Source organism: Streptomyces mesophilus (genome assembly GCF_011044995.1).
GTDB lineage: Bacteria > Actinomycetota > Actinomycetes > Streptomycetales > Streptomycetaceae > Streptomyces > Streptomyces mesophilus.
The window spans coordinates 1-23,073 of record NZ_JAAKZW010000073.1; the positions used below are offsets into that span (position 1 = coordinate 1).

The following is a 23,073-nucleotide window of genomic DNA, read 5'->3' on the forward strand; positions in this document are numbered from 1 at the left end:
GGAAACCGCAGGCCACGGGGTGGGGCTGGCACCCGGGGTGTCCGGGGGGCCTCTCCAGTGCGCCGGCCCCTCGCCGCGGACGAAGCTGAACTGGCCCGCTACGTAAGCCAGTTGGAGGATTCCATGTCCGCTCGACCTACCGCCTTCGCTCGCCGAACCCGCCGCATCGCCGCCCTGCGGGCCGGTGCGGCCGCGGTCTGCTGCGGTCTGCTCCTGGGCTCCGCGGGCGTCTCGGTCGCGGCCGTCCAGGCGCCCGCCACGGCACACGAGCGGGACGCTCCGTCGTACGGGCGCGGCAGCTTGGTGTCCGCCGAGAAGCTGTACACGCTCGCCTCGCCGGCGGCCGTCTCCACCGAGCTGCGCCGGGCCGGTTTCGAGACGAGCACCGTACGGCACGGCGTGACCGCCTACCGGCTCGTCTACCGGACCGTCGACGCACAGGGCCGGCCCACCACCGCGAGCGGGCTGCTCGCGCTGCCCCGCAGCGGTGAGCGACGCCTTGGAACCGTCTCCTTCGCGCACGGCACCGGCAGCCACAAGGACGACTCGCCCTCCATGAGCCGGGCCGAGTTCGTCTCCGCCCCGGTGATCGCCCACGCCTCCGCGGGCGCGGCCGCGGTGGGGCCCGACTATGTGGGGATGGGCAAGGGCCCCGGCCCGCACCCTTGGATGGACATCCCGTCCGAGACCACCGCCTCCCTGGACATGCTCCGGGCCGCCCGCGCCTTCGCGCCGCACACCGGCCGGACCCTTCAGCGCCCGGTGCAGGTCACCGGCTTCTCGCAGGGCGCCTCGGCGGCCCTCGCGCTCGGCCGCGCGCTCCAGGACGGCGCGGACCCGTACTTCCGCCTTGCCGCACTGGCACCGATCAGCGGTGCGTACGACTTCGGCGGTACGGAGCTGCCGGCGCTGCTCGAAGGCCGCGTGGAGGCCAAGTCCGGTGCGGTGTACGCGGCGTACACGCTGGTGGCCTTCAACCGGCTGCACCCCGTCTACGACGATCCCGCCGAGGTCTTCCGGGCCCCGTACGACCGCACGGTGGAGGCGCTCTTCGACGGCGCGCACACCGGCGAGCAGCTGATGCGCGGTACGCCCGGCACCGTGGACGAGCTGCTGACCGCGCACGGACGGGACCTGCTGGCCCACCCGACGGGCGGCCTCGCGGAGGCGTTGCGCGGGACGGACGGCGTCTGCCGCGACTGGGCGCCGCGCACACCGACGCGGCTGTACATGGCCTCCGGTGACGAGCAGGCCGTCACGGAGAACACCGACCGGTGCCAGGAGTGGCTGCGCGAGGCGGGCGCGGATGTGCCGGTCGTCGATCTGGGGGCCGTGGACTACGCGGGCTCCCGCCATCTGGGGTCGAACACGGCGGGCACCACGGCGGTGGTGCGGTGGTTCGAGCACCTGCGGCGGTCATGAAACAGGTGAGCCCGGCACGACACACGTCGTACCGGGCTCACTCAGGACCCGATCGGCTAAGGGTTCGTCTCGATCGTGACCGTGCGCTCGGCCTCGGTCTTGCCGCGCAGGGCCGTGCCGACCGCGACGACGACGTCCTTCTCGTTGAGGGCCGTCTTCTTGCCGTTGCCCCGCGTGATCATGACGCCGTCGAACGTCGCGCCGTAGAGCTCCTTGAGCGCGGCCTCGTCGTACTTCTCGGTGAGCTGGCCGTCGGCCGTCGGCACCACCCGTACGAACTTGTAGATCGACTTCTCGGGCGAGAACTGGATGAACTGACCGCTGTCGACCCGGACCGTGATGATCCCGGACATCGCCGGATTCGCGAACTCCTTCATCATCCGGTCGACTTCCTCCTTGGACACCTTGGGGGCGGCCGTGGAGACCGGCAGTTCGACGGCGGTGCGCTCACCGGTCTCGACCTGCTCGCGGTACGCCGCCTCTATGGCCGCGACCGAACCCTGCGGGTTGATCCGCTTGCCTTCCTTGCCGTACACGGGCGTCGCCTTGCCCGGCGAGAAGGTGATGCCGCCGTCACCGGAGGAGGTGGAGCCCGAGATGCGCTCCAGGGCGTCGGTGAGCTTCTCCTCGTCGACCGGCATCTCGGGCTCGACGACCCGCTCGCCGCCGAAGAGCGAGCCGATCACCGAGACCGGGTTGTAGTCGCTGCCGGCCGCCGCGCGCACGGTGGCCTGGGTGTCGAGGGAGAGACCCGCCTGCTCCGGTTCGAGCTCGGCCTTCTTGCCGGACACGGTCAGCTCGAGCGGCTGCGTGGTGCGCTCGCCGAGCGCCGCGTCCAGCTTCTTGACCGCTTCGTCGCGGGTGCCGCCGCCGATGTCCACGCCGAGCACGGTGGTGCCCTTGGGCACGTCGGAGTGGTTCATCAGGAGGCCGGCGCCGTAGGCGATGCCGAACAGGCCGATGACGCCGCCCGCGGCGAGGACCAGCTTGTTGCGGCCCTTCTTCGCGGGACGCGGGCTGCTCGCGGCCGGCGGCGGAGTCTGCGCCGGCGGGGCGCCCTCACCGGGCGGCGGAACCTGCGGTGCGAACGGGCCCGCCGGCGTGCCCTGCCCGGGCGGCACCACAGGGATGCCGCTCGTCAGGGTGTCACCGGAGACCTGTCCCGGCGCCGGGATCGGCGCGGGCGCGGGGGCCGGCTTCTGCGGAGTGAGGACGGCGGTGTCGTCGCTCATCCGCGGCGGCTCGGGCGCGGGTGCCTGCGGGGCGGGAGCGCCCTGCTGGCGGAAGGCCGGCGGCGGCGGCGCACCCGCACCGGTCACGGGACCGGTGGTGGGGCCGGACGGGCCCGAGGGGTTACGGGGCGGTCCTGCGGGCGCACCGGAGGGGCCCCCGGGCGTACCGGAGCGGCCGGCAGGAGCACCGGGCGGAACCATCGGGCCCTGTCCGTTGGGACCGCCGAGCGTGCTGCCGGGAGGGCCGCCCACGGGACGGTTCCCCGGGCCGCCCGCCGCGGCGCCGGGCCGCGGCCCGGCGGGTGAACCGGCAGGCGTGGCACGGCCGGTGTCCCCGCCGAGGTCGCTCAGACCGCTCTTGGGAGGCGGGCCCTGCTGTGCCGCCTCGGGCCCGGAGCCGTTGCGATACGGAAGGTCGCCGCGCGGCGTGGGACCCGAAGCCTGGCCGCCCGTGGTGGCCGGGCCACCCGTGGCGCCCTTGCCGCCGGCCGACGGCTTGCGCGGGGCGAACCAGTCGCTGGTCTTCTCGTCGGTCCTGTCGGGACCCGACGGCTCCGGCTCGGGGGCCGGCTCGGGCGCGGGCGCCGCCTCGGCTCTGGGTACGCCGGGGATGTCCTGGGTGGACGAGGAACCGGCGCCCTCACCCATCGGCTTGCGCACCACGACCGGCGGGATGGGCCGCGACCCGGGGATGTTGATCCGGATCCGGGTGGTCAGCGTGGTCTGTGTCTCGGGCTCGTCCGCCGGCGGCTCGACCGGTTCCATACGGTCCGCGTCGAGGTTCGCGTCCGGTCCGCCCGACGGAGTTCCGTACGGGGGCGTGCCCGAGGGGTAGGCGGCACCTCCGCGACCCTGGGGCCCGGAGGACGGACTGTCTGTTTCACGGCTCAAGGCAGGTTCTCCCGATCGGCTTCACCGCCCGGCCTTCGTAGCGCGGAACCTCGGTGCCCGAGATTCCCGGAGCCTCGGTTTGTCGAGGCCCGTTCTGCAAACGACCGTGTGTGGACGGCCCGGCGGCGCGCACCACCATACTGGCCGCGCCCGGCGCGCATCCGGTGACCGTCGCCAAACAGGGACGGGCCGGACTTCTCAAGTGGTGCGTCACTTGGCAAGTCGGGCAGCGAGGCCGCCTGGTTGCGAAGGGGCGCCGAGCGTGGCAGACATCACAGCAACTGCCATACCACCGAGGAGATAGAGGTACGAGCTCGCTCCTGTGCCGAAGACGAAATCGCCCTCCGGCCGTGTGGTGGTGAGGAACAGCACGGTCAGCACCCAGCCGGCGCCGGGCGCGAAGGCACCGGACCGTGCGCCGAGCGCCCGCGCACCGCCGTAGAAGACTCCGGCCGCACCGAGCAGCGCGAGCAGCAACCCGGCCGGGAACCACGCGGATTGGAGCAGTGCGCCCGCGACGCCGACGAGTGCGCCGAGGACGACGAGCAGCACATGGACCAGGACGCGCACGCCGGTGGGCATGCTCGTCACCGGCTCGGCGGCGGGCTCCTTGGGCTTGGGTCCGCCGCTCGCGCGGGACGGCTTCGGGGCGCTCATGCGTTCTCCTCGGGCAGTGCGGACTCCTCGGCGGGTGCTGACGACGGCAGGCCGGCGAACAGGTCGTCCTCCAGCTGCCCCGCGGCCGCGCCTGGCTCCCCTCGTACCAACTCGTAGTACTCGTCGGCGAAGAGCGGCTGCGCCAGGTTGTTGGAGAGCGCGAACCACGGCTCGAGGACCGCGACCTGGGTGGCGTGGGCGCGCATCGCGGCGGCTTTGGCGGCGCCGTACGGGCCCGCCTCGATCTTGGTGGTGACGGCCGCGTCGTCCACCACACCCGGCACGTCGGCGATGACCGCGGCCTCGGCCCAGGGCAGATGACCGAGCGCGCCGCGCAGGACCTCGAAGCGTTCCTCGGCCACCGAGCGCGGTACGCGGTTGTAGTAGACCTTGGCGATCCTGTGCGCGGCGCCGAGGTCGCGGCGGAAGGCCGGCTCGGCCGCGAGGTCCGCGGCGCGCAGGGCCACGCGGTGGGCCTGGATGTGGTCGGGGTGACCGTAGCCGCCGTTCTCGTCGTAGGTGACGAGCACCTGCGGGCGCACCTCGCGGATCACCGCGACGAGATCGGCCGCGGCCTCGTCGAGGTCGACCCCCCAGAAACCGCTCCGGTTGGTGGCCAGGCCCATCATCCCGGAGTCCCGGTAGCGGCCCGGGCCGCCGAGGAAGCGGTGGTCGGTGACGCCGAGTTCCTTCATGGCCTGGGCGAGTTCACCGATGCGGTGGGCGCCGAGGGTGTTCTCACGGTCGGGAGCGAGATGGGCGAGATCGGACGGAATGACCTCGCCCTCCTCGCCGAGCGTGCAGGTCACGAGGGTGACCCCGGCGCCCTCGGCCGCGTACCTGGCCATGGTGGTGCCGTTGTTGATCGACTCGTCGTCGGGGTGCGCGTGCACGAGAAGGAGACGACGGGCGGGCTGTTCGGTCATGGGGCAAGCGTACGAGGCGCCCCGCCCGGCAGCGGAGCTCAGAAGCGGATGTCGCTGAGCATCGATGCGATGTTCGTCGTCACGTCGCTGATGGTGGGGGCGACGGAGGAGCTGGCCAGGTAGAAGCCGAGCAGCACGCAGACGATCGCGTGCATCGCGTTGAGACCGGACTTCTTGATGAAGATGACGACGAGGATCGCAAACAGCACCACCGCCGAGATCGAGAGTGCCACGCGGTCTGCCTCCATACATCAAGTTCTGTGACCCATAAGGAAGTACGGGCCCGCCAGGTTCCTACCACCCAGCGCTACGGATCATAACTTTCCGTACGAACGCATGGATGGTGCATGGCAGCACATGGGGGCGCACGCATTTCGGCCAAGCGGTCCATGGAGGTCCCGCACAGGTCCGATTCCCAGGGAGGCGTACTGGCGCCCGGATCAGTAGCCTCGGGGGATGACGACCGGACAGCAGTCTTTCCCCCGCCGGCATGCGCGCACACAGCGGTTCTCCCTCGGTACCCCGCGCGCGTTCACCGTGTCACCCGATGGAGAGCGCGTGACCTTCCTGCGGTCACGTTCGGGTACGGATCGGGCGAACCTGCTGTGGGTGCTTGACATCGAGGACGGTACGGAGCGGATCGCCGCGGACCCGGAGGTGCTGCTCGGCGGCGCCGAGGAGGAGCTGTCCCGGGCCGAGCGCCAACGGCGTGAGCGCAGCCGGGAGTTCGGCGCGGGCGTGGTGGCGTATGCGACCGATGCGGCGGCGGAGCTTGCGGCCTTCACGCTGTCCGGGCGCCTTTTCACCTCGGAGCTGCGCGCCGGCACCGCGCGTGAACTGCGGGTTCCCGGCCCGGTGATCGACCCGCGCCCCTCACCGGACGGCCGGCTCGTCGCCTATGTCGCCCAGGGGGCGCTGCGGGTGGTCGGCGCCGAGGGCGAGGGCGATGTGGCGCTCGCCGAGCCGGAGGGGCCCGAAGTCACGTACGGACTCGCGGAGTTCATCGCCGCCGAGGAGATGCACCGCTACCGGGGCTTTTGGTGGTCGCCCGAGTCCGACCGGCTGCTCGCCGCCCGCGTCGACAACTCCCCCGTGCAGCGCTGGTGGATCGCCGATCCCGCGCACCCCGAGGACGGTCCGGTGCAGATCGCGTATCCGGCGGCGGGCACGCCCAACGCCGAGGTGCGGCTCTTCGTGCTCGGTCTCGACGGCGCGCGCACCGAGGTGAACTGGGACCGCGACCGCTATCCGTATCTGGCCCGGGTGCACTGGTCGTCGGCGGGTGCGCCGCTGCTGCTCGTGCAGACCCGTGACCAGGGCGGTCAGGTGTATCTGGCGGCGAACCCGGACGACGGTTCGACGCGGATGGTGCACGCGGACGAGGATCCGGCGTGGCTGGAACTGTTCGCCGGAGCGCCCGCCTGGTCGCCGAGCGGCAACCTGGTGCGGATCGCGGACGAGGGAGGTGCGCGGGTCCTGAGCGTCGGCGGACGGCCGCTGACCGGGCCGCAGTTGCAGCTGCGCTCGGTGCTCGACATCGGCGAGAGCGATGTCCTGGTCCAGGCGTCGGCGGGCGCCGAATCCGCCGCCCCGGAGACAGGTGAGGTGCATGTCTACCGGGTCAACGAGCTGGGCGTCGAACGGCTTTCGCAGGACCCGGGCGTGCACTCGGCGGTCCGCTCCGGCGACGTCACCGTCCTGGTGTCGGCCCGGCCCGAGCACCCCGGCGCACATGTGCAGGTACTCAAGGACGGCAAGCAGAAGGCGGTCATCGCGTCGTACGCGGAGCAGCCGGGGATCACGCCGCGCATGACCCTCACCGAGGCGGGCGAACGGCGCATCCCGTGCGCCGTCCTGCTCCCCACCGGCTATACGGACGCCGACGGACCGCTGCCCGTCCTCCTCGATCCGTACGGCGGCCCGCACCACGCCCGCGTGGTCGCCGCGCACGATCCGTATCTCACGTCGCAGTGGTTCGCGGACCAGGGCTTCGCCGTGGTGATCGCGGACAACCGGGGGACGCCGGGGCGGACTCCCGGCTGGGAGAAGGTGATCAAGGACAATCTGGCGGCGGTGGTCCTCGAGGACCAGGTCGACGCGCTGCACGCGCTCGCCGAGAGTTTTCCCTTGGACTTGGAGCGCGTGGCGATCCGCGGCTGGTCCTTCGGCGGCTATCTCGCCGGACTCGCGCTCCTGCGCCGCCCGGATGTCTTCCACGCGGCGATCGCGGGCGCCCCGGTCACCGACCAGCGCCTGTACGACACCCACTACACGGAGCGCTATCTCGGCGATCCGGCCGAGCAGCCCTCCGTGTACGCGGAGAACTCCCTGGTCACCGACGAGGGTCTGTCGGGTGCCGTGGAGCCGGCGCGGCCGTTGATGATCGTGCACGGGCTCGCGGACGACAACGTCATGGTGGCGCACTCGCTGCGGCTCTCGTCGGCGCTGCTCGCGGCGGGGCGGCCGCATGAGGTGCTGCCGCTGTCGGGCGTGACGCATGCGACGCCGCAGGAGCAGGTGGCGGAGAACGTGCTGCTGCTCCAAGTCGACTTCCTCAAGCGGTCGTTGGGGCTCGCCCGCTGAGGCTGCTGAACCCGCCGAGGCTACGGAGGCCGCTCACCACCCCGGAGGCAGCGAGGAGGGCGGCGGCGGTCCGTACGTGCCGTCGGCGGGGTCCCACCCGCCGTGCGCCGGCTCGGCGCGGCGCTCGCGTCCGCGCAGGAGCGCGAGCAGGGACACGGCGCCGGCCAGCGCGTAGAAGAGCTGGCTGAGCACGCTGAGCTGGACCTCGAGGGAGGCGTCCAGCAGGCCGTCGAACTGGTCGGTCTCCACGATCCAGCTGATCCCGGCGGCCCCGAACACCAGGTAGACGGCGGCGGCCGTCATCCCCAGGGCCCGGCTGAACGAGGCGCGCTGCAGCGCCGCGATCGCCGCGGTCAGGGCGAACAGCGCGGCCGACCACACCAGCCAGCCGGCCGGAGGGTCGAGCACCGTGCTCAACGAGACATCGCCGACGAGCAGCTCGCGGTACCGGCGCCAGCCGAGATCGAGCGCGTTGTGCACCTGCCAGACGCCGCTCACCGCGGCCGCCGCGCCCAGGAAGATGAAGGCCGTCGCGGCCGCGCCGTTGGTCGGGCGCGGCGGTTCCTGCTCGTCGTCGAAGGTGTACGAGTAGGAGGCGCTCTCGCCGGCCGGGCGGCGCCCGAACGCCGCGAGCAGCAGCAGGATCAGGCCGAGAGCGACGGTGGCCACGGCGCTCGTGAGCAGCCGCACACGGATGTCGATGAAGCCGAACCGCTCCTCGCCCATCAGGAGCCAGACGCTCGGAGCGCGGGCGATGACCGCGAGCACCCCGGCCGCCACGAGCGAGGAGGCGGCGGACGGCGCGTGCACGGAGGTCACGGCGACGGCGGCGCACACCAGGAAGAGCACGAGGTCGATCAGGCTGGAGTACAGGACGAGTTGGACCTCGGGCGGCAGGCCCGACCACACCCGCCAGAGCGGCTCGGGGCTCTCCGCCTCGTACAGATCGCGCACGATCCATCCCGCACTGATCAGCGCGACCAGCGCGGACGCCACGGATCCGGTGATCCGCGCTCCCCGGGTGAGTATCTGCGGCTGCCCCATAGGCCGCGATACTCCCGCTGTGCGGGGGATTGAACAAGAGGGCGGGCCCGCAAAGCGAGCAAAGCGATCGGCCGGGACGACATGGCGCGCCCCGGCCGATCTACGGCACCCGCACGGCCGTACACAGATCAGCGTGACCGGTCCGTGATTCGGCGTTGCGACACCCAAGTTGCCTGCGTGTTAACGCACTTGATGGCGGAGCGTCACGATTCGTCCGACTCCGGGACCACCTGCTTCTCCTCGGCGAAGTGGCACGCCGAGGGATGCGCCGTGGGCCCGCCCTCAAGGCGGAACACGGCCGGCACCGCAAGCTCCGGCACCTCCAGCTCACACCGCTCCTGCGCCTTCCAGCACCGCGTACGGAACCGGCAGCCGGACGGCGGATTGGCCGGGGACGGCACGTCGCCGCTGAGGATGATCCGCTCGCGGTGCAGCCGCGCGTCCGGGTCCGGGACGGGCACGGCGGAAAGGAGCGCCTGGGTGTAGGGGTGCGTCGGGTGGTCGTAGATCTGCTGGTCGCTGCCGATCTCGACGAGCCGCCCGAGGTACATGACCCCGACCCGGTCGGAGATGTGCCGCACGATCGACAGGTCGTGCGCGATGAACACGTACGCGAGACCGAATTCGTCCTGGAGCTTCTCCAGCAGGTTCACGACCTGCGCCTGTACGGAGACATCGAGCGCGGAGACCGGTTCGTCGGCCACGATGATCTCGGGCCGCAGGGCGAGCCCGCGCGCGATGCCGATGCGCTGGCGCTGACCGCCGGAGAACTGGTGCGGATAGCGGTTGATGTACTCGGGGTTGAGCCCCACCACGTCCAGAAGCTCCTGGACCTTCTGCCGCCGCGAGCCCTTCGGCGCGACCTCGGGGTGGATCTCGTACGGCTCCCCGATGATGTCGCCGACCGTCATCCGCGGGTTCAGCGAGGTGTACGGGTCCTGGAACACCATCTGGATGTTGCGGCGCACCGCCTTGAGCGCGCGCCCCGACAGTTTGGTGATGTCCTCGCCCTTGTAGCGGATCTCCCCCGCCGTCGGCTGCTCCAGGTTCACGAGCAGCTTCGCGACGGTGGACTTGCCGCAGCCCGACTCCCCCACGATGCCGAGCGTTTCGCCCGCACCGAGGTCGAAGTCGACCCCGTCGACGGCCTTGACCGCACCGATCTGCTTCTTGAAGAGGATCCCCTGGGTCAGCGGGAAGTGCTTGACCAGACCGCGCACTTCGAGGATCGGCTCACCCGCCGGTGCCGAGGACTCCCGGGGCGCCTCCTTCGTCAGCTCAGGCATCGCGCAGCGTCTCCTTCCAGAAGTGGCAGGCGCTCTGCCGCTCCTCGGTCACCTGGGCCAGCGGCGGGACGTCCGTACGGCACACGTCCTGGGCGCGCGGGCAGCGCGGGTTGAAGGCGCAGCCGGGCGGGATCGCCATCAGGTTGGGCGGCAGGCCCTTGATCGCGTAGAGCTCCTGGCCCTTCTGGTCCAGGCGCGGGATCGATTCGAGCAGGCCCTTGGTGTACGGGTGGGCCGGGGCCTTGTAGATGTCGTGGACGGGAGCGCGCTCGACGATCCGGCCCGCGTACATCACCGCGATCTTGTCAGCGACATCCGCGACCACGCCGAGGTCGTGCGTAATCAGAATCAGGCCCATGTTCAGCTCGCGCTGCAACTCCGCGAGCAGGTCCATGACCTGGGCCTGGACGGTCACGTCGAGAGCCGTGGTCGGCTCGTCCGCGATGATCAGCGCGGGTTCGAGGGCGAGCGCCATCGCGATCATGATGCGCTGGCGCATACCGCCGGAGAACTGGTGCGGATACTGCCCGACCCGCTCCTTCGCGGCCGGGATGCGCACCCGGTCCATCAGCTCGATGGCCTTGAGCTTCGCGTCCTTCTTGGACATCCCGCGGTGCACGATGAACATCTCGGCGAGCTGGTCGCCCACGCTCAGGACCGGGTTCAGGGAGCTCAGCGCGTCCTGGAAGATCATCGCCATCTCGGCGCCGCGCACCTTGCGCCGCTCGTCCTCCTTGAGCTTGAGCAGATCCTTGCCCTGGAAGAGGATCTCGCCGCCGGTGATCTTCCCGGGCGGCATGTCGAGGATGCCCATGATGGCCTGGGCGGTGACGGACTTGCCCGAGCCGGACTCGCCGAGCACCGCCAGGGTCTCGCCCGCGTCGACCTCGTAGGTCACGCCGTTGACGGCCTTGGCCACCCCGTCCCGCGTACGGAACTCCACCTGCAGATCGCGCACTTCGAGCAGCATGCGACCATCACCTCAGCTTCGGGTCGAGGGCGTCGCGCACCGCGTCGCCGAGCATGATGAACGCGAGCACGGTGATGCTCAGGGCGCCGGCGGGCCACAGCAGTTCATGCGGGTAGTTGCGGATGTAGTTCGAGGCGTTGGAGATGTCGATGCCCCACGAGACCGTCGGGGGCCGCAGACCGACGCCCAGATACGAGAGGGTCGCTTCGAGCGCGATGTACGTGCCGAGCGCGATGGTCGCGACGACGATCACCGGGGCCACGGCGTTGGGCGTCACGTGCCGCAGCAGCATCCGGGTGTTGCTCGCGCCCAGCGCCCGTGCGGCCTGCACATAGTCGTTCTGCTTCGCGGTGATCACCGCGCCCCGGGCGATACGGGAGATCTGCGGCCAGCCGAGCAGGATCATGAACCCGACCACCGGCCAGATGGTCGAGGAGACCACCACCGACAGGAAGACCAGACCGCCGAGCACCACCGGGATCGCGAAGAACACATCCGCGAGCCGCGAGAGCAGTCCGTCCCACCAGCCGCCGAAGAAGCCGGCGAGACCGCCCATGATCGAGCCGAGGATGGCCACGCCGAGGGTGGCGCAGATACCGACGGAGATCGAGGCACGGGCCCCGTACACCGTCCTCGTATAGACATCGCAGCCCTGCGCGTCCGTGCCGAAGGGATGCCCGGGTCCGGAGGACTGGTGGGCGTCGGCGAGCTGGCACGAGTTGGGGTCGCCGCTCGCGATCAGCTGCGGCCAGATCGAGATCAGGACCAGGAAGAAGATCAGCAGCGAGGAGATGATGAAGACCGGGTTGCGGCGCAACTGCTGCCAGGCGTCCGTCCACAGGCTGCGGGCCTTCTCCTGAGGGCCGGTGCCCAGCGGGCCGCCCGGGGTCTTCTCCAGCGTCTCGGCTTCGCTCATCGCCAGATCCATCGCTCCGCCCGCACCGGTCGGCGCGATCGCGTCCTTCGAGACGTCCTTGGGGTCGTAGGCCTCAGGCATAACGGATCCTCGGGTCCAGGACCGCATACAGCAGGTCGACAAGGAGGTTGGCCACCAGGAAGACGATCACCAGGATCGTCACGAAGCCGACCACGGTCGGGGTGTTGCCGCGCAGGATGCCGTTGTAGAGCTGGTAGCCCACGCCGTGGATGTTGAAGATCCGCTCGGTGACGATCGCGCCGCCCATCAGGGCGCCGATGTCCGCGCCGATGAAAGTGACCACCGGGATCAGCGAGTTCCGAAGAAGATGCTTGGTGATCACCCGGCGCCGGGGAAGTCCCTTGGCCACCGCGGTGCGTACGTAGTCGGCGCGGGCGTTCTCCGCGATCGACGTCCGCGTCAGACGCGTGACGTACGCGAGGGAGACGAGCGCGAGGACGATGCCCGGCAGGATCAGCTCGTTCAGCGGTGCGTCCGTGGAGACCGTGGGGCGCACCCAGCCGAGCTTGAGACCGAAGAGGTACTGAAGGAGATAACCGGAGACGAAGGTCGGGACCGAGATCACGATCAGCGTCAGGACGAGCAGCGAGGTGTCCAGCGGACGGCCCCGCTTGAGGCCGCTGACCACACCCAGGGCGATACCGACGATGATCTCGATGACGATCGCCACGAAGGTGAGCTTCGCCGTCACCGGGAAGGCCGTGGCCATCAGCTCCGTGACCTTCTGCCCGTTGAACGCGGTGCCGAAGTCGCCCCGGAAGATATTGCCCATGTAGTGCAGGTATTGCTGCCACAGGGGCTTGTCGAGGCCGAGATCCTCGCGGATGCGCGCGGCCGTGGCCGGGTCGGGCGCCTTGTCGCCGAACAGCGCCGCGACGGGGTCGCCCAGCGCGTACACCATGACGAAGATCAGGAAGGTCGCTCCGATGAACACCGGGATCATCTGGAACAGCCGCCGGATCACATAGCGTCCCATGACAGCTCCGGGGGTCGGTGAAGCCGCCCACTCACGTGGGCGGCTTCACAGGCGAGTTGGGTCAGTTGACCTTGATCTGGTCGAAGACCGGGACGCTGAACTGGTTGAGGCTCACATCGGAGACCTGGTCCGAGTAGCCGGCCGAACCGTTCTGGTACCAGAGCGGGATCGCGGGCATCTGCTCGGCGAGGATCTTCTGCGCGTTCTGGAAGTCCGTGATGGCCTTGGTCTGGTCGGGCTCCCGGTTCGCCTTGTCCACCAGGTCGTTGAAGGCCTTGTTGTCGAACTTGCCGTAGTTCGACGAGGCGTCCTTGTAGTAGAGCGGCTGCAGGAAGTTCTGGATCAGCGGGTAGTCCGCCTGCCAGCCCGAGCGGAACGGGCCGGTGAACTTCTGGGCGCCCAGCTGGTTCTTGAAGTCCGCGAAGGTACCGATCGGGTTGACCGTGCAACTGCCTTTGCCGATGGCGTTGTTGATGGAGTTGCAGACCGCGTCCATCCACACCCGGTGGGAGCCGGTGTCCACGTTCGAGGAGATCGTGACCTTGCCGCCCGGCAGACCGCCGCCCTCCGCGACCAGCTTCTTGGCCTCGTCCGGGTTGTACGTGCAGGCGTCCCCGCACATGTCCTTGTAGCCGCCCTTGTCGCCGAGGGCGGCGGACGTCCAGTCCTTGGCGGGCGTGCGGGTCTCCGAGAAGATCTGCTTGGTGATCTCGTCACGGTTGATCGCCATGGACAGACCGCGGCGGACCTTCTCCATGCCGGCCTTGGACCAGCTGCCGTCGTACATCGGGAAGACCAGCGTCTGGATGATCAGCGCGGGCTGGTTGATGTAGCGGTCGCCCAGGTCGGCCTTGACGTTCTTGAGCTGCTGCGCCGGAACGTCGTCGACGAGGTCGAGGTTGCCGGCCATCAGGTCCGTGTAGGCGGTGTTGTTGTCGGTGTAGACCTTGAGGTCCACGCCGCCGTTGACCGCCTTGTCCTCGCCCGTGTACCCGTCCCAGGCGCGCAGCTTCATCTCCGAGCCCTTGGCGTACGACTCGACGGTGTACGGGCCGTTGCCGACCGGCTTGGACAGCCATCCGTCGTGGTCCTTGAAGAAGGTCTCGGGCAGAGGCGAGAAGGCCTGGTAGCCGAGGGTCTCGGGCCACAGCGAGAACTTGTCCTGGAGCGCCACCGTGAAGGTCTTGTCGTCCTTCACCACCAGGCCGCTCATGGTCTTCGACTTGGGGGCACCGGACTCCGGGTGGACCTCGTCGTAGCCCTTGATGTTGGAGAAGAACGGCGCGTTGTTCTGCTTGTTGTCCACGTGCGCGCCGTAGTTCCAGGCGTCGACGAAGGACTTCGCGGTGACCTTCTCGCCGTTGCTGAAGGTCCAGCCGTCCTTGAGCGTGACGGTGAAGTTCTGCGAGTCGGTGGTCTCGATCTTCTCGGCGATCAGGTCCTTGGCCTCGCCGGTCTTCGGGTCGTACTTCTTCAGACCCCTGAAGAGCATGTCGAGGACCTTGCCGCCCTGCACCTCGTTGGTGTTGGCCGGCTCGACCGGGTTCTGCGGGTCACCCCACGAGGACCTCACGATCCCGGAGCCGTCACCGCTGCCGCCGCTGCCACCGCCACCACAGGCGGTCGCCGCCAGGGCTACGGTCACCGCGCATGCGGCCCACTTGGCGTGCGTGGCTCCACGCATGGAGTGCCTCCTTAACAGGCCAGAACTCAGTTACGGCCCAATACACCCCATTCACCCTGCTAACGCACCTTTACGGCGGCTTTCCGGGTACGCGCCCACCGGAACGCGGGAACGCCGGAACCCCCGGACGCCCATGCGGGCATCCGGGGGTTCCGGGTCGTACGAGATCTGCTTACGCCGCGTGCACGACGTCCTTCTCCTCGGCGAAGTGGCAGGCCGACTCGTGGGCGGCCTGCGTGTCCTTGCCGACGAAGACCTGCGGGATCGCGAGCAGCGGCACCTCTTCGGCGCACTTGTCCTCGGCCTTCCAGCAGCGGGTGCGGAAGCGGCAGCCCGACGGCGGGTTGGCCGGCGACGGGACGTCACCGGTGAGGATGATGCGCTCGCGGCCCTCACGGGCCGCCGGGTCCGGCACCGGCACCGCGGAGAGCAGCGCCTGCGTGTACGGGTGGGTCGGGTGGTCGTAGATCTGGGTGTCGGTCCCGATCTCGGCCATCTTGCCCAGGTACATCACGCCGACGCGGTCGGAGATGTGCCGCACGATCGACAGGTCGTGCGCGATGAAGATGTAGGAGAGGTTGAACTCGTCCTGCAGCTTCTCCATCAGGTTGATGACCTGCGCCTGCACCGATACGTCGAGCGCGGAGACCGGCTCGTCGCAGATGATGATCTCCGGGTTGAGCGCGAGGCCGCGGGCGATGCCGATGCGCTGGCGCTGACCGCCGGAGAACTGGTGCGGGTAGCGGTTGATGTACTCGGGGTTGAGACCCACCACGTCCAGAAGGTCCTGGACCTTGCGGCGGCGGTCGCCCTTCGGGGCCACCTCGGGGTGGATGTCGAAGGGCTCCCCGATGATGTCGCCGACCGTCATACGCGGGTTCAGCGAGGTGTACGGGTCCTGGAACACCATCTGGATGTTGCGGCGCACGGCCTTCAGCGCGCGGCCGGACAGCTTGGTGATGTCCTGGCCCTTGTAGAAGACCTCGCCGGCGGTGGCCTTCTCCAGCGTCATCAGGAGCTTGGCGACCGTGGACTTGCCACAGCCGGACTCGCCCACGATGCCGAGGGTCTCGCCCTGGTACAGGTCGAAGGAGATCCCGTCGACGGCCTTGACCGCGCCGACCTGCCGCTTGAAGAGGATGCCCTGGGTCAGCGGGAAGTGCTTGACCAGGTTGCGCACCTGCAGGATCGGCTCGCCCTGCTGGACCGGTGCCTCGATCGCGGCGACGGCCTCGGTCTCGGTGGCGGCGTCGACCGTCGCCACCTCGGTGACGTTGGGGGTCGCGTCCACGGCCTCTTCGCTCTTGCTGAGATCAGCCATGGATCGTCTCCTTCCAGAAGTGGCACGCGCTGCCGCGGCCGGGCAGCTCGCCGCCGTCCCGCTCGGTCACCGGGAGCAGGGCCGGGATGTCCGTACGGCAGATGTCCTGAGCCTTCGGGCAGCGCGGGTTGAAGGCGCAACCGCTCGGGATCCGGGTCAGGTTGGGCGGCAGACCCTTGATCGCGTAGAGCTCCGAACCCTTCTGGTCCAGGCGCGGGATCGAGTCGAGCAGACCCCTGGTGTACGGGTGGGCCGGGCGCTTGTACAGCTCGTGCACGGGCGCGGTCTCGACGATACGGCCCGCGTACATCACGGCGATCTTGTCCGCGACGTCGGCGACCACGCCGAGGTCGTGGGTGATCAGGATCAGACCCATGTTGTACTCGCGCTGCAGATCCGCGAGCAGATCCATGACCTGGGCCTGGACGGTCACGTCGAGCGCCGTGGTGGGCTCGTCCGCGATGATCAGGTCCGGCTCGAGGGCCAGGGCCATGGCGATCATGATGCGCTGGCGCATACCGCCGGAGAACTGGTGGGGGTAGTCGTTGACCCGCGCCTTGGCGGCGGGGATCTTCACCCTGTCCATCAGGTCGATGGCCTTGGCCTTGGCCTCCTTCTTGGAGAGGCCCTGGTGCACACGGAACATCTCGCCGAGCTGGTAGCCCACGGAGAGCACCGGGTTGAGCGAGGAGAGCGCGTCCTGGAAGATCATCGCGATCTTCTGGCCGCGGATCTTGCGTCGCTCGTCGTTGGACATCTTCAGCATGTCCTGCCCGCGGAAGAAGATCTCTCCCTTGGGGATACGGCCGGGCGGCATGTCCAGGATGCCCATGATCGCCTGAGCGGTCACGGACTTGCCGGAGCCGGACTCGCCGAGGACGGCGAGGGTCTCGCCGGCGCTGACGGTGTAGTTCACACCGTTCACGGCCTTGGCGACACCGTCACGGGTGCTGAACTCCACGTGCAGATCGCGGACTTCGAGCAGCGGTCCGCCGAAGTCGTCCGAGCCTCGGGGGCTCGGGACGCTCGACGTCTTGTCGATTGTTGTCACGGTTACGCCTCCCTCAGCGCAGCTTGGGGTCGAGGGCGTTGCGTACCGCATCGCCGAACATGAGGAACGAGAGCACCGTGATCGAGACCATGACGGACGGGACGATCAGGGTGTGGGGGGCCACACGCAGGTCCGCTCGTCCGCTGTTGACGTCGCCACCCCAGGACACGGTCGGTTCCGTGAGGCCCACGCCGAGGAACGACAGGGTCGCCTCGGCCGCGATGTAGCCGCCCAGTGCGATGGTCGCGACCACGATGATGGGCGCGAGCGCGTTCGGCAGGATGTGCTTGAACATGATCCGGTACGTCGAGGCGCCGAGCGCCCTGGCGGCCACCACGTAGTCGGCCTGCTTGATGGTGATCACCGCACCACGGGCGACTCGGGCGATCTGCGTCCAGCCGAGGAAGGCGAGGGCCATGATCACGACCCAGACGCTGCGCTGGTCGAACGCGTTGAGGACCACGAGGGCACCCAGGATGAAGGGGATGCCCAGGAAGACGTCGGTCACCCGCGAGAGCACGGCGTCGAGCCATCCCCCGAAGTAGCCGGCGATCATGCCGACGACCGTGCCGATGATGGTCACGCAGACCGTGACACCCACACCGACCATGATCGAAGCGCGGGCACCGTAGACGATGCGCGCGTAGACGGAGCGTCCCTGGAGGTCGTAGCCCAGCCACTCGGGTGAGAAGAAGTTGCCCCAGTGCGGAGCTTCCCGGAAGTGATTGGCGAGGTCGGCGTCGCGGGGCGAGGCGCTGGTGAACAGGCTCGGCCACGCGGCCATCACGAGGAGGAAGACGATCAGGACCGCGGATATGAGGAACAGCGGGTTGCGCCGCAGATCGTGCCAGGCGTCGGACCACAGACTGCGCGCCTTGGCCGCGCCCGGACCGCTGTCCGGGGCGACGACGGCGGGAGCCGGCTCGCCGGTCGCGGTCGTGACCTTCTCAACTGTCTTGTCAGGCATACCGGATCCTCGGGTCCAGGACCGCGTAAAGCAGGTCGACGATCAAGCTGGTAGCGAGGTAGATGAGCACGATCAGCGAGGCGATACCGACGACCGTGGCACCCTCGCGGCGCAGCAGCGCCTCGTAGATCTCGATACCGACGCCGCGCACGTTGAAGATGCTCTCGGTGACGATGGCACCGGTCATCAGGTTGCCGATCTCGATGCCGAGGAAGGTGACCACGGGGATCATCGAGTTGCGCATCAGGTGGACACCGATGATGCGACGGCGCGGGAGCCCCTTGGCCACGGCGGTGCGCATGTAGTCGGCACGCAGGTTCTCCGCGACCGACGTGCGGGTCAGTCGGGCGACATAGGCGAGCGAGAGCGCGGCCAACACCGTGGCGGGGAGCAGGAGTTCGGAGAAGTTCGTCGAATCGGTGACCGTCGCCTTGAACGTGTCTCCGCCGTATTCGAGAGCGACCCACTGCAGCAGGATGCCGAGCACGAAGGACGGCATCGAGACGAGGACCAGCGTCAGCAGGAGCAGACCGCGGTCGCGCAGTGTGTCGGGCTTGAGACCGGCGACGATTCCGAGGCCCAGACCGACGAGCGTGACGAACGTGAACGCGAAGAGCGTCAGCCGGAGCGTGACGGGGAAGGCCTCGCTGATGACGTCCGAGATCTCTCGTCCACTGGAGATCTGGGTGCCGAAGTCACCCTGGACGAGATTGGTCATGTAGTGCCAGTACTGAAGGAGCACCGGCTGATCAAGGCCGAGATCCTTCTTGATGCTCGCAACGATGGCCGGGTCGAACTGCTGATCACCCATCGCCGTGCGGACGGGGTCACCGGGCAGGACGTACATCATGAGAAAAATAAGCAGAGTTGACCCGATGAACACCGGGATCATCTGGAGCAGTCGTCGTGCGACATAGCGCCCCATAGGTGCCTCCGTGAGGGGTTACAGCAGCTGCGGGGGCCGCCCTCCGGTAGGAGGGCGGCCCCGTGACAACCTCCCACCGCCGCGGCAGTGGCGGTGGGTCTACGGCCGAGTGGGGAAGAGGCCCGAAGGCTTCCTACTTGGTGGTGACGCCCCACACCTCGAGGTCACCGTGGAAGTCGACGACCACGTTGTCGACGTTCTTGCCGTGACCACCGTTGATGCGGTAGTACCACAGCGGAATCGCCGGCATGTGCTCGACCAGCTTCTTCTCGACCTCCTGGAAGGCCTTCACCGACTCGTCGAGCGACTTGGCGTTGTCCGCCTTGTTCATCGCGTCGTCGATCTCCTTGTTGGAGAACCGGCCGTTGTTGGCCTCGGCGGTGGTGTGGTACAGCTCCTTCATGAAGTTGGCGTTGACCGGGTAGTCGGCAACCCAACCACCGCGGTACATCCCCTTCACCTGGTCGTTGTCACGGGCCTCGAGGTCCGTGGCGAAGTCGGCCTTCGCGTCACCGACGCAGTCGACACCGGTCGCCTTGCGGATGGACTCGCAGACCGCGGTCACCCACTCCTTGTGGCCACCATCGGTGTTGTACTGGATGGTGAACTTGTTGCCCGGAACGCCGCCGCCCTCTTCGACGAGCTGCTTGGCCTTCTTCGGGTCGAACTTGAAGACGTCCGTGCCCAGGTCCTGGTTGCCCTTGACGCCCGGCGGCACGAAGCCGACGGCCGGCGTACGGGTGTTGTTCAGGACGGTCTTGGTGATCGTCTCACGGTCGATCGCCATGGACAGACCCTGCAGAACCTTGGGGTCGATGTCCTTGAACGTCTTCGAGTAGAACGCCGGGGTCAGCGTCTGGATCGCCGCGTACGGCTGCTCGATGGCGCCGTCACCCAGGTCCTGCTTGTACTTCGGCAGGTCCGTCGGGCCGACCTGGCGGATCATGTCCAGGTTGCCGGCGAGGACATCCTTGTACGCGGCCTCGAGGCTGGTGTACGCCTTGAACTGCACGCCCGCGTTCTTGGCCTTGTTCGGACCCTGATAGTCCTTGTTGGCCTTGACCTGGATGAGCTTGTTCGGGGTCCACTTCTCGAAGGTGTACGGACCGTTGCCGATCGGCTTCTGGCCGAACGCCTTCGGGTCGTCGTAGAACACCTTGGGCAGCGGGGCCCAGGTCGCGTAACCCAACTTGTAGTTGAAGTACGGGATCGCGCTCTTCAGCTCGATCGTGAAGGTGTGGTCGTCGACCTGCTTGAGACCGGACATGGTCTCGGCCTTCGGGTCGCCCTTCTCCGGGTGGACATCGGCGTAACCGGCGATGTCCTGGAACCAGAAGGCGTTCTGCTGGTTGTTCTTGATGTTGGCGTACCAGTTCCACGCGTCGATGTACGACTTCGCGGTGACGTCCTCGCCGTTGTGGAACTTCCAGCCCTTCTTGAGCTTCACCGTCCACGTCTTCGAGTCGGTGGTCTCCACCGATTCGGCGTTCGTGTAGACGATGTTGCCTTCGCCGTCGAAGTCCAGCAGCTGCGTGAACAGGGACTGGATGACGTACGAGCCGTTGGACTCGTTGGTGTCCGCCGGGATGAGCGGCTTCTGCGGCTGGCCGACGTCGATGGAGACGTAGCCCTCGGGCTTGCCGCCCTTGTTGCTCTTGTTCCCGCTGTCGCCATCGTCGCTACCGCCACAGGCAGTCGCACCCAGGGCCACCGCGGTGGCTATCGCGACCCACTTGGCGCTCTTGGCACCACGCATGGGTTCCTCCTCATGAGTCCACTTGTTCACTACAAGAGGGGGTAGTTGATGCTGTGCCGACACCCCTGACGGCGATGATCAAGTACCCCAGTGTGCTCGTGAGTCGGCGCTCCCCACAGCGCGTGACCCATTGACCCGAGCTCTACGCGCTCAACTATTAGCCATGGGGTACGGCCCGACCACACTCTTTTGGTCTCGGTTCGATCACACCTGTCGCCTACTTCTTCCGAAATCTGGACAAACCGATCCGAGATAGATGCTCGCGAAACGGACTCGTTACACATCTATCGGTCAGGAGCGTCCGCATTCCGGACAGGTCGACTCGAAAAACCTGTTGCGGTCGACACGCGTAGCGTCGGGCGGATCACAGAGCGCTGCCTTCCGCCGAGAGCGGGCCGGCAAAGGGCTCGGAGCATGACGAACGGCCCGACTCTACGCCCAAGTGGGCGCGGAATCGGGCCGGTTCGAACAGGCTTGAATCAGCCTTGAAGACGCGTGGAAGCGGTCCGGCGCAGCCGGAGCCGGATCAGGCGTTCTTGGCGCGCGAGGCGGTGCGGGCGCGCGCGGTCTTGTCCAGGACCACCTTGCGGATACGGACGGCCTCCGGGGTGACCTCGACGCACTCGTCGTCGCGGCAGAACTCCAGGGACTGCTCCAGGGAGAGCTTGCGCGGCGGCACGATCGCCTCGAAGGAGTCGGCCGCGGCCGAGCGCATGTTGGTGAGCTTCTTCTCCTTGGTGATGTTCACGTCCATGTCGTCGGCGCGCGAGTTCTCGCCGACGATCATGCCCTCGTACACCTCGGTGCCGGGGTCGGTGAACAGGACGCCGCGCTCCTGCAGGTTGGTCATCGCGAACGCGGTGACGGCGCCGGCGCGGTCGGCCACGAGCGAACCGTTGTTACGGGTCGCCAGAACGCCGAACCAAGGCTCGAGGCCCTCGTGGATGGAGTGCGCGATACCCGTACCGCGGGTGCTCGTCAGGAACTCCGTACGGAAGCCGATGAGGCCACGCGAGGGGACGACGAACTCGAGGCGGACCCAGCCGGAGCCGTGGTTGGACATGTTGTCCATACGGCCCTTGCGGACGCCCATGAGCTGCGTGACCGCGCCCATGTGCTCCTCGGGCACGTCGATCGTCATGCGCTCGACCGGCTCGTGCACCTTGCCGTCGATCTCCTGCGTGACGACCTGCGGCTTGCCGATGGTCAGCTCGAAGCCCTCGCGGCGCATCTGCTCGACCAGGATGGCGAGCGCGAGCTCACCACGGCCCTGGACCTCCCAGGCGTCGGGACGCTCGGTGTCGAGGACGCGCAGCGAGACGTTGCCGATGAGCTCGCGGTCGAGGCGGTCCTTGACCTGGCGGGCGGTGACCTTGCGGTCCTTGACCTGGGTGCCCTTGTCCGCGCCCTTGCCGGTGGCACCGCGGCCGACGAGCGGCGAGGTGTTGGTACCGATGGTCATGGAGATCGCCGGCTCGTCCACCGTGATGAGCGGCAGCGCGATCGGGTTCTCGGGGTCGGCGAGGGTCTCGCCGATCATGATGTCCGGGATACCGGCGACGGCGCAGATGTCGCCCGGGCCCGCCATCTCGGCGGGCTTGCGGGTGAGCGCCTCGGTCATCATCAGCTCGGTGATGCGGACGTTGGAGGTCGTGCCGTCGCGCTTGATCCAGGCCACGGTCTGGCCCTTGCGCAGCTCGCCCTGCTCGACACGGAGCAGTGCGATACGGCCGAGGAAGTTGTCGGCGTCGAGGTTGGTGACGTGCGCCTGCAGCGGGGCGCTCTCGTCGTACTCCGGAGCCGGGACGTGCTCGAGGATCGTCGAGAAGAACGGCTCCAGGCTGGTGGAGTCGGCCGGGACGGTGCCGTCCTCGGGCTTCGTCAGGGACGCGATGCCGTCACGGCCGCACGCGTAGACGATCGGGAACTCGATCTGGTCCTCGTCGGCGTCGAGGTCGAGGAAGAGGTCGTACGTCTCGTTGACGACCTCGTCGATCCGCGAGTCCGGACGGTCCGTCTTGTTGATGCAGAGGATCACGGGCAGCCGCTGCTGGAGCGCCTTGCGCAGCACGAAGCGGGTCTGCGGGAGGGGGCCCTCCGACGCGTCCACGAGCAGGACCACCGCGTCGACCATCGACAGACCGCGCTCGACCTCACCACCGAAATCGGCGTGGCCGGGGGTGTCGATGATGTTGATGGTGATGACGTCGCCGCCATCCTTGGGGTGGTACTTGACGGCCGTGTTCTTGGCCAGGATCGTGATGCCCTTCTCACGCTCCAGGTCGTTCGAGTCCATCATGCGGTCGTCGAGGGACTCGGCGGCGTGCGCAGCGAAGGACCCCGCCTGCTTGAGCATGGCGTCGACGATGGTCGTCTTGCCGTGGTCGACGTGGGCGACGATGGCGACGTTTCGAATGTCGTGGCGCGTGGGCACGTGCGGTGCTT

Annotated in this window: 18 protein-coding genes; 2 read left to right on the forward strand and 16 right to left on the reverse strand. The window is 68.5% G+C overall.

The window, feature by feature from the left end; translation table 11 throughout:
* The first annotated feature begins 123 nt into the window (after nt 1-123).
* The gene (locus tag G6045_RS18775; protein ID WP_165333145.1) at nt 124-1,422 is read left to right on the forward strand and encodes a lipase family protein; all 1,299 of its coding nucleotides are present in this window, start codon (nt 124-126) and stop codon (nt 1,420-1,422) included.
* A gap of 56 nt (nt 1,423-1,478) precedes the next feature.
* Here the strand turns inward: G6045_RS18775 and G6045_RS18780 are convergent, their stop codons facing one another.
* The 4 genes from G6045_RS18780 to G6045_RS18795 all read right to left on the reverse strand — a co-directional run bounded on the left by G6045_RS18780 (nt 1,479) and on the right by G6045_RS18795 (nt 5,361).
* A complete protein-coding gene (locus tag G6045_RS18780) occupies nt 1,479-3,545 on the reverse strand; it encodes a hypothetical protein (protein WP_165333146.1) in 2,067 nt (688 codons plus the stop codon).
* A 210-nt stretch (nt 3,546-3,755) separates the two neighbouring features.
* On the reverse strand, nt 3,756-4,202 hold the full coding sequence (locus G6045_RS18785) for a DUF6113 family protein (protein WP_165333147.1): 447 nt from the start codon (nt 4,200-4,202) through the stop codon (nt 3,756-3,758).
* Complete coding sequence (mshB, locus tag G6045_RS18790; protein ID WP_165333148.1) at nt 4,199-5,128, reverse strand: N-acetyl-1-D-myo-inositol-2-amino-2-deoxy-alpha-D-glucopyranoside deacetylase; 930 nt, start codon at nt 5,126-5,128, stop codon at nt 4,199-4,201. Before mshB ends, G6045_RS18785 begins: the two co-directional genes overlap by 4 nt.
* A 38-nt stretch (nt 5,129-5,166) precedes the next feature.
* Nucleotides 5,167-5,361 carry a hypothetical protein gene (locus tag G6045_RS18795; RefSeq protein WP_052576986.1) on the reverse strand — a complete coding sequence of 65 codons (195 nt, stop codon included), beginning with the start codon at nt 5,359-5,361 and terminating at the stop codon, nt 5,167-5,169.
* 223 nt (nt 5,362-5,584) lie between these two features.
* Between G6045_RS18795 and G6045_RS18800 the strand changes: the two genes are divergently transcribed.
* Nucleotides 5,585-7,711 carry a S9 family peptidase gene (locus G6045_RS18800; RefSeq protein WP_165333149.1) on the forward strand — a complete coding sequence of 709 codons (2,127 nt, stop codon included), beginning with the start codon at nt 5,585-5,587 and terminating at the stop codon, nt 7,709-7,711.
* Nucleotides 7,712-7,744: 33 nt separating this feature from the next.
* Here the strand turns inward: G6045_RS18800 and G6045_RS18805 are convergent, their stop codons facing one another.
* From G6045_RS18805 to typA, 12 genes are all read right to left on the reverse strand, one after another.
* Entirely contained in the window at nt 7,745-8,755 is a 1,011-nt protein-coding gene (locus G6045_RS18805; protein WP_165333150.1) for a hypothetical protein, read from the reverse strand.
* Between the two features lie 203 nt (nt 8,756-8,958).
* The gene (locus G6045_RS18810; RefSeq protein ID WP_165333151.1) at nt 8,959-10,041 is read right to left on the reverse strand and encodes an ABC transporter ATP-binding protein; all 1,083 of its coding nucleotides are present in this window, start codon (nt 10,039-10,041) and stop codon (nt 8,959-8,961) included.
* Nucleotides 10,034-11,011: an ABC transporter ATP-binding protein gene (locus tag G6045_RS18815; RefSeq protein ID WP_165333152.1), complete on the reverse strand. Its 978-nt coding sequence runs from the start codon at nt 11,009-11,011 to the stop codon at nt 10,034-10,036. Before G6045_RS18815 ends, G6045_RS18810 begins: the two co-directional genes overlap by 8 nt.
* A gap of 7 nt (nt 11,012-11,018) precedes the next feature.
* Nucleotides 11,019-12,008, reverse strand: coding sequence for an ABC transporter permease (locus tag G6045_RS18820; protein WP_165333153.1), 990 nt, complete (start codon nt 12,006-12,008; stop codon nt 11,019-11,021).
* A complete protein-coding gene (locus tag G6045_RS18825) occupies nt 12,001-12,924 on the reverse strand; it encodes an ABC transporter permease (RefSeq protein ID WP_165333154.1) in 924 nt (307 codons plus the stop codon). Before G6045_RS18825 ends, G6045_RS18820 begins: the two co-directional genes overlap by 8 nt.
* A gap of 61 nt (nt 12,925-12,985) precedes the next feature.
* Nucleotides 12,986-14,608 carry a peptide ABC transporter substrate-binding protein gene (locus G6045_RS18830; protein ID WP_165333155.1) on the reverse strand — a complete coding sequence of 541 codons (1,623 nt, stop codon included), beginning with the start codon at nt 14,606-14,608 and terminating at the stop codon, nt 12,986-12,988.
* Between the two features lie 172 nt (nt 14,609-14,780).
* A complete protein-coding gene (locus G6045_RS18835; protein ID WP_165333156.1) occupies nt 14,781-15,929 on the reverse strand; it encodes an ABC transporter ATP-binding protein in 1,149 nt (382 codons plus the stop codon).
* A complete protein-coding gene (locus G6045_RS18840) occupies nt 15,922-16,980 on the reverse strand; it encodes an ABC transporter ATP-binding protein (protein WP_165333157.1) in 1,059 nt (352 codons plus the stop codon). The genes G6045_RS18835 and G6045_RS18840 overlap by 8 nt, the downstream gene beginning before the upstream one ends.
* 13 nt (nt 16,981-16,993) lie before the next feature.
* Nucleotides 16,994-17,947, reverse strand: coding sequence for an ABC transporter permease (locus G6045_RS18845; protein WP_165333158.1), 954 nt, complete (start codon nt 17,945-17,947; stop codon nt 16,994-16,996).
* A complete protein-coding gene (locus G6045_RS18850) occupies nt 17,940-18,872 on the reverse strand; it encodes an ABC transporter permease (protein WP_165333159.1) in 933 nt (310 codons plus the stop codon). Before G6045_RS18850 ends, G6045_RS18845 begins: the two co-directional genes overlap by 8 nt.
* 133 nt (nt 18,873-19,005) lie before the next feature.
* Nucleotides 19,006-20,628 (reverse strand): peptide ABC transporter substrate-binding protein, encoded by a 1,623-nt coding sequence (locus G6045_RS18855; RefSeq protein WP_165333160.1) that lies wholly within the window; start codon nt 20,626-20,628, stop codon nt 19,006-19,008.
* A gap of 526 nt (nt 20,629-21,154) precedes the next feature.
* Nucleotides 21,155-23,062, reverse strand: coding sequence for a translational GTPase TypA (gene typA, locus G6045_RS18860; RefSeq protein WP_165333161.1), 1,908 nt, complete (start codon nt 23,060-23,062; stop codon nt 21,155-21,157).
* Between the last annotated feature and the right edge of the window lie 11 nt (nt 23,063-23,073).